Raw genomic sequence first — 12469 nt, forward strand, 5'->3', positions numbered from 1 at the left:
TTCAAATTTGTCCTAAAGGATACGTGACATCATGCCACAACCGATTATTTCTGCCCAAAAAGTTACACAAAATATCCACATTAATCAGCAAAGATTAACCATTTTGAAAAATATTGATTTAGATATTTATCAGGGGGAACAGATTGCGATTACGGGGCGTTCAGGTTCTGGCAAATCAACATTATTAGGCATTTTAGCGACGCTTGATCGACCGAGCATGGGTGAGTTATGGGTCTGTGGACAAGCGGTACATACCTTAACAGAAGAACAGCGTGCTCAAGTTCGCTTAGAAAACATTGGTTTCGTATTTCAATCTTTTCAGCTTTTACCGCAGCTCAGCGCACTCGAAAATGTGATGTTACCCTTACGTCTTCAACCTGATTTCAATTTTAAACAAGCTGAAAAAAAGGCATTACAATGGTTGGAACGTGTTGGATTAGTTCGTCAGGCACAGCAAACCCCTAAAGTTTTATCGGGTGGTGAGCAACAACGTGTTGCGATTGCTCGAGCCTTAATTGCTGAGCCTAAGATTATTTTTGCAGATGAACCGACAGGTAATCTGGATGGACAAACCGCAGCAGAAATTGAGCAACTGTTATTTGATTTAAACAAAGAGTTAGGAACAACTTTAATCCTTGTAACGCATGATCAAAGTTTGGCAGCCTTGTGTCAACGACATGTCAAATTGCTTGACGGTCAAATCCAAGAAATTGTAAAAGTGCAGGAGGGCGTATGAGTTCAGTCCTCAAGCCACTGCTTTTGCAAAGCTTCCGTACAGGAGGATTGTATTTACTGATCATTGCTCTGTCTTTGGCAATCAGTGCCACCACTGCATTAAAATTTAGTAATACTCAAGTCCAAAATGCAGTTTCATTGCAAGCTGCTGAAATGCTAGGTGCAGATTTAGTTTTGTCTGATAATGACCCTATCCAATCAAAGTGGATACAAAAGGCCCAACAACTTCATCTAAAACAGACACCTGTCACTTTGTTTGGATCAATGGCACATACCCAAGATCAATTTGTAATGGTCAATGTCAAAGCTGTCGATGAACATTTTCCACTGCGTGGTAAATTAGAGATTCAACCGAGAGCGAAATCTATTCAACAAGGTGAAGTTTGGTTAAGTCCAAGAGCAATTGATCTATTAAAAGTAAAAGTGGGGGATCAGGTTGCAATTGCTGATGGCAAGTTTAAGGTAACAGGTATTATTGAGCATGATTCTAATCAGGAATTGGGCTTCTCAGGTTTTTCACCAACTGTGATTATTCATCAAGCAGATATTGCGAAAACCAATGCTATTCAGGTTGGGAGTCGGATTGATTATCGTCTGTTGATGGCGGGTGAGCCAAAACAAGTTGAAACATTTAAGACCGTTTTTAAACAAGAAACCAAGCATGAATCTGATCCCAAAGTTGATCAAAATCGTGGTCAGCAAGCAGAGAATAGTGAACAAAGTTCATTGAAACTACGTGATGCGAGTCAATCCAATACTCGTTTGATGAAACCCATTGAAAATCTGGATACCTTTCTACAGCTTGCCAACCTTTTAACGATTCTGTTGTGTGGGATTGCGATTGCTTTAACTAGCCAACGTTATGTGCAACAAAATCAGGATCATATTGCTTTGATGCGTTGTCTCGGTGCGAGTAAACGACAGATATTAGTCGCTTATATGATATTGCTTGCGATTGTCAGTGCCTTATCAATTGTGATTGGAAGCTTAATCGGAATTGCGTTGGGATATGGTTTGTTGCAATTGATGTTGCAACTGATTCCACAATTACAACTCAGCTTTGCTATTGCTGATTTGCTTATGGCATTACCCATTGCAATTTTTACTAGTGTTATGGTGTTAATTGGTTTCATTTTGCCAAGCATTTGGGAGTTACTGAATACGCCACCAATTCGTGTTATTCGTCAGCAAGAGCGTTCACGTAAATCCTATATCATGATGTTTAGTGTCGGTATTGCGAGTTTGGTCATATTTAGTTTGGTGCTGAGTGATAATTTAAAATTAAGCTTATTGGTCTTATCTGCCATATTAGTACTTTGTGTGACTCTATTTGCTGTGATTTGGTCATTACTGAGAGCAATTAAGCAGTTGAAACATCCTTTATCTGCTTATGTTCGAATCCCACATCAGACAGCCTTGCAAATTACTGCGCTTGCATTAGGTCTCAGCTTAATAACGGTTCTAAGTGTTTTAAGAACGGATTTATTAGAGCGTTGGCAGCAGCAATTGCCTGAAGGTACACCGAATCAATTCGTCTATGGTTTACCTCCTTTTGATATGCCACAGTTCAAACAACAGCTTGAGCAGAATAAGTGGCAAACGACGCCTCTTTATCCCAATATTCGGGGGCGATTAGTTGCTAAAAATGGACAGGCATTTAGCACTGAATTAATTCAACAAAATAATTCTTTACGGCGTGAGTTGAATTTGACACAAGCGGAACTTTATCCAAAAGATAATCTTATTACTCAAGGGAATCCAAAGTTTACCCAAGTTGGACAAGTGTCGGTAGAAGAAAAATTGGCTACTGAATTGGGGATAAAAATAGGCGACCAATTAAGTTTCAGTTTGCCTGAGGGAACATTACAAGCCACCGTTATTAATTTGCGTTCTGTTGAATGGGAAAGCTTTAGCCCTAATTTTTTCTTTATCTTTTCGCCCAAAACCATGGATGAAAATGCAGGAAGCTATTTAGGCAGTTTTTATGTTCCTACTGCAGATCAGCCAAAAATGGTGCGCTTGATTGAACAATTTACCAATACCGTATTTATTGATGTTGGGCGTGTTTTAGATGAAGTGAAACGTTTAATGAATATATTGGTTCAGGTGGTGACAGTACTGGCAATATTGGTTGGATTGTCTGGAGTTTTGGTTCTTATTGCTTGTCTAAATGTTTTAATGGATGAGCGCCGTAAAGAAGTGGCGTTATTACGATCTTTTGGTGTCGCAAAAAATAAATTAAAACAGATGCTCAGTTTAGAAATCGGTTTTATTGGCTTGGTGGCAGGAATTGTGGCATGCCTTTTTGCTGAAGTGATTAGTGCGATTGCCAGTTACAAGATGCAAATGGCAATCCAATTTCATCCTGAAATTTGGTTAATTTTACCGCTCAGTATGATGCTGTTATGTATGCTGATTGGTCGTTATCGACTGAGTTATTTATGTGATATTCCACCGTTACAGAGTTTGAGAGAGATGAATCAATCTTAAAAACTTAACTGGTTTTGACGCAGGATTTCACTCCATAAGGGATGAAGTCCTGTGCTTAACTCATTACAGTAAACATAAAATCCGAGCGTTAATAAACTAGCTAAAACCAGTGCAATGATTTGTAAGATAACTCGATGTTGAGTTTTATGACTGAAATACCAAGAGCCTGCAAGTAAAGCACCCATGATCATTCCACCGATATGTGCTGCATTATTAATACCTGAAACAGTAAAGCCAAAGGCAAGGTTAATAGCCATAATCAATAATAATGACTTTTTATCTAACCAAAAACGTTGTTGGGGTAAAGGTGGAAATAAAGAAACAGTTGTGAGCGCAGCACCTAAACCCATCACTGCGCCAGATGCACCAGCACTGATATGTGGAATGAGGGACGATTGAAGTCCCGCAAGGCGATCAAAATGTTGTAATAATTCATAGCCGTCACGAATACTGAGATAACTGGAAAGAACGCTACCCATTAAACCCGCGAGAAAATACAGCGCAATATAATAACGACGACCAAAAAGTGGTTCAGCAACACTCCCGAAAATATACAGTGCCCACATATTCAGCATTAAATGGATCAGACCGAAATGGAAAAACATACTGCTAAACAGACGTTCGGGCTGTCCAGAGAAGGTGAGTGGTGTAAAATCTGCTCCCCAAGTAATTGCATCCATAGGGGAAGGGTCGGTAATATTCACACCTGAAAGAATTTGCCAGCCAAATAAACCAACATTGATGGCAATTAATAATGCTGTAAACCACCATATCTGTATTTGCAACTTTTGAGTAATTTGTGGTGGAGTGGTTTCAGTCATATGTTTATGCAAGTTATTACGATATAAAAATAGCTTAGCATGAATTTGTTGCCCAAGGAGTGATGCGCTTTAATGAAAGCCTTTTTAGCACGTGCAGTGATGTTGATTATCGGTATCATTCTTCTCATTCAGCTTTGGATTTTTAGTAGCTTGGTGTGGTGGAGAACGCAGCCCGTTGAAACAACGATGTTTATGCGTTGGGATTACCTGACTGACTTTAAGCCAATTCAACAAGACTGGCGTGATTATGATGATATTAGTGATAACTTTAAGCATGCAATTTTGGCTGCTGAAGATGCTAAATTTATTCATCATCATGGTTTCGATTGGGCTGGGATTCAATTTGCATTAGAGCGTAATAATGAAAAAGGGGAAGTCGTTGCAGGCGGTTCCACGATTTCTCAACAGCTCGCAAAAAACTTATTCCTTTATAATCAGCGTTCATTTATTCGTAAGGGGCAGGAAGCTGTTGCTACATGGATGATGGAACGTATGTGGTCAAAACGTCGAATTTTAGAGGTTTATATGAATTCGGTCGAGTTTGGTCAAAATATCTATGGTGTTGAAGCTGCTGCACAATTTTATTATGGTAAGAGCTCGAAAAGTTTAACGCGTGAGCAAGCTGCTTTTTTAGCTGCTTTACTACCAAATCCTAAGTATTATCAAGACCATCGTAATGATCATAAGTTACAGTTTCGTAAGCGTGTGATTTTAAGGTATATGAATAGTACACAAATTCCACAATAATTCAGATAAATTAAAAAAAGCTCAATATTTTTGGGCTTTTTTACCAAATTGACATAATTTTGCAGCATACTTAAACCGTGTTTTGATGAATGATAAAGCGACAAGGTTCAGTATGAATACTGCAGTGACGACAACAACGCCAATAGAATATACTTATAATGATCGATATATAAATCGTGAACTTTCAATTCTCGATTTTCATTTACGCGTACTTGAGCAAGCAGTTGATCCTCTCCACCCATTATTAGAAAGAATGAATTTCCTGCTTATTTTTTCAAGAAATTTAGATGAATTTTTTGAAATTCGTGTTGCAGGAATGATGGAGCAATTAACTTTAGGCAATGAAAGTCGTACACCAGATGGTTTGACCCCTAAGCAAGTGCTCGATCAAATTTCTAAAACAGCACATGCTGCAATTGAACGACAATATCGTATTTTAAATGAACAAATTTTACCAAAATTGCGTGAGGAAGATATTTGTTTCTTACGTCGTGGCGAATTGACCCCAGCACAATCTGCATGGATTAAAAAATATTTCCAAGAACAAGTTGCACCCGTTTTAACACCGATTAGTCTTGATCCAGCACATCCATTTCCACGTTTAGTCAATAAAAGTTTAAACTTTATTGTAACGCTGGAAGGTAAAGATGCGTTTGGTCGTCAGATTGATCTTGCGGTTGTGCCTGCACCTCGCTCTTTACCCCGTGTGGTTCGTTTACCCGATGAGCTTACGGATGGTAAAGAGCATCATGTCATGTTATCTGCCATTATTCATGAACATGTTTCAGATCTATTCCCTGGTATGACGGCAACAGGTTGTTATCAATTCCGTGTGACGCGTAATGCCGATTTAGCCTTAAATGAAGATGTTGAAGATTTAGCAAAAGCTTTAAAAGGTGAGTTGAGTTCACGTCGTTTTGGACGTGCCGTTCGTTTAGAGGTTACGCATAATTGTCCAAAGCATATTTATGAATATTTGTTGGATGAATTTGATTTAGAAGAAGAACAGCTTTATCGCGTAGACGGTCCTGTAAATTTGGCGCGATTACTTTCTAATTTTAAACGTCCACATTTACGCTATGACTCACATACACCAGTGGTTCCAAAAGTATTTAAAAAGACTGAAAGTATTTTTGCTGCGATGCAAAAGCAAGATATTTTATTGCATCACCCATTTGAGTCATTTGCACCTGTAATTCAATTATTGCGTGAAGCAGCACGTGATCCGCAAGTTTTGGCAATTAAACAAACACTTTATCGTAGTGGTGCAGACTCAGAAATTGTTCAAGTCCTTGCCGAAGCAGCGCGCAATGGTAAAGAAGTCACTGCTGTGATTGAGTTACGTGCTCGTTTTGATGAAGAGTCAAATATCGAAGTTGCCAATGTGCTGCAAGAAGCGGGTGCTGTCGTTGTATATGGTATTGTCGGCTATAAAACCCATGCCAAAATGATTTTAGTCGTGCGCCGTGAGAATAATAAATTAGTACGTTATGTACATTTGGGTACAGGTAACTACCATGCCACGAATGCACGTATTTACACCGATTATGGTTTAATGACGACAGATAAAGATCTGTGTGAAGATGTACATCGAATTTTCCAAGAGCTTACGGGCATGGGGAAAATGGCAAAACCGAAAAAGTTATTGCATGCACCATTTACATTACATGCTCAACTAATCAACTATATTGATGAAGAAATTGCGAATGCCAAAGAGGGTAAATCGGCGCAGATTATTGTAAAAGTGAATGCGTTAACCGAAGTACAACTCATCAATAAGTTATATGAAGCATCGCAAGCAGGCGTACAAATTGACTTAATTATTCGTTCAATTTGTTGCTTACGTCCGGGTCTCCCGAACTTGTCAGAGAATATTCGTGTTCGCTCAATTGTGGGAAGATTCTTGGAACATACACGAGTTTATTATTTTAGTAATAATGGTAATCCTCGTATTTATTGTTCAAGTGCAGATTGGATGGACCGTAATTTATTTAATCGTGTAGAAGCATGTTTCCCGATTGAAGATCCTGCACTGAAAAAGCGTATTTATCAACTTGGTTTAATGAATTACCTTAAGGATAATCAGCAAGCGTGGTTATTACAAGGTGATGGTGTCTGGGATCGCGCTAAACCAGCACAGGGTGAGGAACCGCACAACGCGCAACACACGTTACTTGATGCGATTAAATAGATCTAAAAAACCGACCTTAAGGTCGGTTTTTTGTAAATATAGATTAGTTGGTTTTAATTTCTAAGACCAACTGATTGACTAAATCGGCAGCTTCCAACTCTCTAATTTGTGCCACATTGCTCCCTGCCCAAAATGCGCCATAACTAAAATCTTGGTGAGTATTTGCAATACTCATTAGTTGTTTAGCTAGATCATAAGTATAAGGATAGGCTGGCGTTTGAGGTCGATTTGGTGAGTCAATCAGTGTATGCCAAGTCCCCACTAAACCACGTGCTGGACGACCCGATAAGCTTGAACTGATTTGTGTAATCGATTGACTGAATAAAGCTTTTCGATAGGCTGCATTCGCACTCGAACTTTTACATTGCACAAATGCTGTACCCAATTGAACAGCAGCAGCACCTAATTTCAACATCGATTTTGCTTGATCACCATTCATAATACCGCCAGCAGCTACGACAGGTAATTTACAATGTGTTGAGATGAGTTGTACGAGATCACTGGTTTTAATTGCTGCATCAAAAGTTTGATTAAAAATGCCTCGGTGTCCTCCAGCTTCAATCCCTTGAGCAATAATAATATCAATACCCGCCGCCTCAATTGCTTTGGCCTCGATGAGATTGGTTGCAGAAACCATGGTGATAATTCCTGCTTGTTTTAGTGCAGAAATTTGATGAGCTTTGGGAATGCCGAAATGGAAACTGACAGCTTTGGGTTGGGTTTGTAAAACAATATCCAAATAATCATCGCTGTCTAAAAAGCTAGGATATATACAATTCAGTTGTTGGGGTGGTTGTGCATCAAATTTTTCAAAATGAGGGCGTAGGTAGTTGATCCATTGTTGTGCTACATCTTGATCAAGCTGTTCAGATTGATGACAAAAGAAGTTCACCTGAAAAGGTTTATCAGTTAATGATTGAGTTTTAATAATCTGTTCTTTAGCTGCTTCAGGTGTGTTTGCACCTAACCCAAGAGCACCAAGAGCGCCTTGGTTAGACACCTCCGCTGCAAGTTCAGGTGTGGAAACACCAGCCATTGGTGAAATAAAAATGGGATGTTTAATTTCTAATAATTCTAAAATAGTCATATTCTTTACCTACATCATTTTTATTCAACATAGCTTAAATGCTTAAAAAATGGCAAATAATAATGGCTATTTCTTTAAAGAATGATCAAAACTTATGTTATTTAAATAGATATAAAGATGCTTGGCTAACTGTGTAGCCAAACATCAAAACATTGGATTAAGAATAAGCCAGCATGAGCAAAGCCTTAAATATGCCTGCGATCAAAGCTAGACCTAAAAAGCCAACAAACCAAAGCCCAATAAACCATTTTACTTGTGAAGATTTCATTTGATTTAACCTCAATGATAGCCTTGGTCACCAACACGAACTTTATCTCTAAAAATCCAGTAACCCCAAAAGGTGTATGCCAAAATGATAGGAATCATCACGACAGCACCAATTAATGCAAACATTTGACTATTTCGTGGCGCAGCAGCTTCCCAAATCGTAACTGATGGGGGAATGATGTTGGGCCATAAAGTAATCACAAAGCCTGAGTAGGCGAGGAACATCAGCACTAGTGTGTAGAGAAAAGGCTTATGTTCATTTCGGTTTAGGCAAGCTCGCCAAGTTAATACGGTAAAAATAATCACCAAGATTGGAACAGGGCTAAAATAAATCAGTTGTGGCACAGTAAACCATTTCGCTGCAATTGCAGGTTGGCTATAAGGTGTATATAAACTGACAGCAGCAAAAATAATGAATAAAGCAATAATTAATTTTGGCATCAGCTCATACATTTTCTCTTGTAGACCATCATCAGTTTTCAAAATTAACCAACCACAGCCTAATGCAGCATACATCACCACCACACCTAGGCCTGTAAACATAGAAAATGGGGTAAACCAGTCAAAACTACCACCAACGTAGATTCCATTTTCAGTTTTTAAGCCCTGAATATATGCACCTAAAATCATTCCTTGGAGAAAACTAGCAATCGTGGAGCCTCCGATGAATGCCAAGTCCCAGAGTGCTTTGGTCCGATTGGCTTTAAATCTAAACTCAAAAGCGACACCCCTAAAAATAAGGGCAATCACCATGAGCGTAATCGGCATATATAAGGCAGAAAGCACAGTGGCATAAACGATTGGGAAGGCAGCAAAAAGACCTGCTCCTCCTAATACCATCCATGTTTCATTGCCATCCCAAACAGGCGCAACCGTATTCATCATGACATCACGTTCTTGTTGATCCTGAATAAAGGGGAACAAAATACCGATCCCAAGATCAAAACCATCTAGAACAACATATATCAAAACACCTAATGCAATAATCATTGCCCAGATCAGTGAAATATCCATGTTTATTCTCCTTTCTCATGATCATTAGATTCAAGACGTTCATCTACAGCACTGAGAGGGCGCATTGGTGTTTTAAAATGCCCAACACCACCTTGTTCCTCTATAGGTGTATGAATAAATTGTGGTCCTTTATGCATGAGTTTGAAGATGTAATAGATGCCTGTACCAAATACAACAGTATAAACAATGACAAAAATAATCAGGGTAATACCGACTTGATCAGCTGATACGCTAGACAGCGCATCTTTAGTTCGTAACACACCATAAACAACCCATGGTTGGCGACCTAGCTCGGTCGTAAACCATCCTGCTAACAATGCGATATAGCCTGTAGGTCCCATGATTAATGCAAATTTATGGAACCACTTTTTCTCGAATAACTGTTGCTTCTTGCGAAGTAAAAAACCAATCAAAGCGAGTAGAACCATGAGTGTGCCGAGACCCACCATGATACGGAAACTCCAAAATACCAAAGTCGAATTTGGACGATCTTCTGGTGCAAACTCTTTAAGACCTTTAACTTGACCATCTAGACTGTGAGTTAAAATGAGACTACCTAGATAAGGAATCCCAACTGCATATTTGGTCGTTTCAGCTTGCATATCAGGGATACCAAATAAATACAGAGGCATCGCTTCATCTACATTGGTTTCCCAATGTCCTTCCATTGCAGCTAATTTCGCTGGTTGATGCTTTAAAGTATTTAAACCATGATGATCTCCAATCAAAACTTGTGCAGGTGCAGCAAATAGAATCATCCACATAGCCATAGAAAATGATTTTTTAACTAAAGCATCCCGACGACCACGTAATAGATGCCAAGCAGCAGTGGCTGCAACAACCAAAGCTGAAACTAAAAAGGCTGCAACAGCCATATGTGCAAATCGGTAAGGGAAGGAAGGATTGAATACGATGGCAAACCAATCAGTCGGCACAATAATGCCATTTTCTATTGCGAAACCTTGAGGTGTTTGCATCCAACTATTTGAAGATAAGATCCAAAACATTGAAATACATGTGCCTAAAGCAACCATAAATGTAGCAAAAAAGTGTGCCTTTTCACTGACACGACCCCAGCCAAATAGCATGACGCCGAGAAAGCCAGCTTCTAGGAAAAAGGCAGAAAGCACCTCATAGGTTAACAGTGGGCCAGTTACACTGCCCGCAATCCGAGAAAATTCACTCCAGTTAGTGCCAAACTGATAGCTCATGACTACACCTGAAACGACACCCATACCAAATGTGACTGCGAAAATTTTTAACCAATATTTATATAAATCTTGATAAATCGGATTGTGACTTCTAAGCCATTTCCACTCTAGTACAGCGAGAAAACAAGCGAGACCAATCGAGGTTGCAGGGAAAATAATATGAAAGGAAACCGTAAAAGCGAACTGGATTCGTGCCAGTTCTAATGCCGTTAAGCCTAAATCCATGATGAATCCTCCATTTCTCTGATCAAAATATTTTGATTAACAGATTGAAAGAGTGCTTTTTTAAGGGTGTGTGTAACACGCTCTTGCTGAAAATCAGCAAAAGAAAAATGATTAAGCATAGATAAACTCACATTCTCAATAATTGATTAAATAAATGAATACATTGAGAAAGTAGAGGGCGGGGCTCGACCTTGAGGGATGAGAAATAGACGTTGTAGTGAAAAGAAGAAACCAATAAATACTTGATACAAATGCAAGTAACGGACTTGTACACGCACGAATACTTCTTTAATCCCAAGTGTGGGTGGTGCAACTAAGTGTCCATAAAAGAAACAAAAAGGACATTGGTGATTTAGATCGTGATGGTGCTGATCAGAATGAGAATCTGCTTGAGGCTGATCTAGATGCAAACTGTGGTGATCAGTATGTAAAACTTGTTCCGAATGTAGATGTAATTTTTGTTTTATTTGGGTAGACAGAAGCAAAACAGTCTCACATGCAGGGGAAATTTGATATTCCTCTGGCAATAAAGGCTGTAAAAAAACAGCGATCTGTAATGCTATTGTTGCAAAAGCCAACAATATCCTAAGTCGATGTATCAAGACACTTCTCTACATTGGACATTTCAAACCAGAAAGTTAGTTTTTGGTTAATTCAGACCATCAAACTAGGCTTTCTGCTATATGTCATCATACACCTAATTTTGAAAAAAATCTTAATGATGCTTGGGATATATTATTAATTTGTAGTTTGATTGATTGGTCAAAATAAAATGGCTATCTTACAAGGGTTGCACATTAAATAATGAGCCCACCCAACTTGAAAATGCCATTGCGATCACGCCCCAAATCACTATTCTTAGGCTTCCTTTAAGCATCGATGTGCGTGCAAAATAACTCGATAAAGCGCCTAGAACTGCCAAAGACAGAACACCCGTAATTAAAACAGTTTTTGATACCCATTCATTTGAACTTAATAAAATAGCGAGCATGGGGAGTGCTGCACCACATGAAAATGATGCGGCAGAAGATAATGCTGCTTGAATGGGATTTGCAGCCGTATTTTCGTGAATTCCAATTTCATCGCGAGCATGTGCGCCAAGTGCATCATGTGCAGTTAATTGAGTTGCAACCTCATGTGCAAGTTCAGGATTTAAACCCCGTGAGATATAGATTTCAGTCAGTTCTTTTAATTCAGCATGAGGGTTTTTCTCAAGTTCTTTAGCTTCTCTTCGAAGATCAGATGTTTCTATATCTTCTTGTGACTTAACCGAAATATATTCTCCTGCAGCCATAGATGTAGCACCTGAGATTAATCCTGCGATACAGGTAATCAATAAAGTATGAGAACTAACACCGCTTGCAGCCACCCCCATAACTAAACTCGTGACGGAAATGATTCCATCATTCGCCCCAAGAACTGCGGCACGCAGCCACCCTGAACGTTGCATAACATGAAGTTCTGAATGATGTGAATGTGACATAGGCTTACTCTTAATTAATTAATATTGTTAAAAATATTAAAGTCATTTATCTGTGATTATTGCTAAATTTTTCAATGATTCATCAACTTATCATACTTATAAAATAACTTATATTCACGATACTGTGATGATCTCTTGGTTATAATATGTGAATAATTTGATATTTTAATGCTTTTATTCTTCTTCTTCGAAGTTTTC

The 12469-nt window shown here is 38.8% G+C and carries 10 protein-coding genes; 4 read left to right on the forward strand and 6 right to left on the reverse strand.

Annotation, left to right across the window (positions count from 1 at the left end; translation table 11 throughout):
- The first annotated feature begins 31 nt into the window (after positions 1-31).
- Both O1450_RS04465 and O1450_RS04470 read left to right on the forward strand, forming a co-directional pair.
- On the forward strand, positions 32-736 hold the full coding sequence (locus tag O1450_RS04465; protein ID WP_269229845.1) for an ABC transporter ATP-binding protein: 705 nt from the start codon (positions 32-34) through the stop codon (positions 734-736).
- The gene (locus O1450_RS04470) at positions 733-3225 is read left to right on the forward strand and encodes an ABC transporter permease (protein ID WP_269229846.1); all 2493 of its coding nucleotides are present in this window, start codon (positions 733-735) and stop codon (positions 3223-3225) included. The genes O1450_RS04465 and O1450_RS04470 overlap by 4 nt, the downstream gene beginning before the upstream one ends.
- Here the strand turns inward: O1450_RS04470 and O1450_RS04475 are convergent.
- Positions 3222-4046 (reverse strand): rhomboid family intramembrane serine protease, encoded by an 825-nt coding sequence (locus tag O1450_RS04475; RefSeq protein WP_269229847.1) that lies wholly within the window; start codon positions 4044-4046, stop codon positions 3222-3224. The two genes, O1450_RS04470 and O1450_RS04475, sit on opposite strands and share 4 nt — an antisense overlap.
- A 72-nt stretch (positions 4047-4118) precedes the next feature.
- Between O1450_RS04475 and mtgA the strand changes: the two genes are divergently transcribed.
- Entirely contained in the window at positions 4119-4793 is a 675-nt protein-coding gene (mtgA, locus tag O1450_RS04480; protein ID WP_004663315.1) for a monofunctional biosynthetic peptidoglycan transglycosylase, read from the forward strand.
- A 112-nt stretch (positions 4794-4905) separates the two neighbouring features.
- A complete protein-coding gene (gene ppk1, locus O1450_RS04485) occupies positions 4906-6984 on the forward strand; it encodes a polyphosphate kinase 1 (RefSeq protein WP_269229848.1) in 2079 nt (692 codons plus the stop codon).
- 43 nt (positions 6985-7027) lie between these two features.
- Here the strand turns inward: ppk1 and O1450_RS04490 are convergent, their stop codons facing one another.
- The 5 genes from O1450_RS04490 to O1450_RS04510 form a co-directional block, all read right to left on the reverse strand.
- Positions 7028-8071 (reverse strand): NAD(P)H-dependent flavin oxidoreductase, encoded by a 1044-nt coding sequence (locus tag O1450_RS04490; RefSeq protein WP_269229849.1) that lies wholly within the window; start codon positions 8069-8071, stop codon positions 7028-7030.
- 279 nt (positions 8072-8350) lie between these two features.
- Complete coding sequence (gene cydB, locus O1450_RS04495; RefSeq protein ID WP_269229850.1) at positions 8351-9352, reverse strand: cytochrome d ubiquinol oxidase subunit II; 1002 nt, start codon at positions 9350-9352, stop codon at positions 8351-8353.
- Between the two features lie 2 nt (positions 9353-9354).
- Positions 9355-10788: a cytochrome ubiquinol oxidase subunit I gene (locus O1450_RS04500; protein WP_269229851.1), complete on the reverse strand. Its 1434-nt coding sequence runs from the start codon at positions 10786-10788 to the stop codon at positions 9355-9357.
- Positions 10789-10934: 146 nt separating this feature from the next.
- Entirely contained in the window at positions 10935-11366 is a 432-nt protein-coding gene (locus O1450_RS04505) for a DUF2946 domain-containing protein (protein WP_004956199.1), read from the reverse strand.
- 203 nt (positions 11367-11569) lie between these two features.
- Positions 11570-12271 carry a VIT1/CCC1 transporter family protein gene (locus O1450_RS04510; RefSeq protein WP_004912625.1) on the reverse strand — a complete coding sequence of 234 codons (702 nt, stop codon included), beginning with the start codon at positions 12269-12271 and terminating at the stop codon, positions 11570-11572.
- Between the last annotated feature and the right edge of the window lie 198 nt (positions 12272-12469).

This window comes from Acinetobacter sp. TR11 (assembly GCF_027105035.1).
Taxonomy (GTDB): domain Bacteria; phylum Pseudomonadota; class Gammaproteobacteria; order Pseudomonadales; family Moraxellaceae; genus Acinetobacter.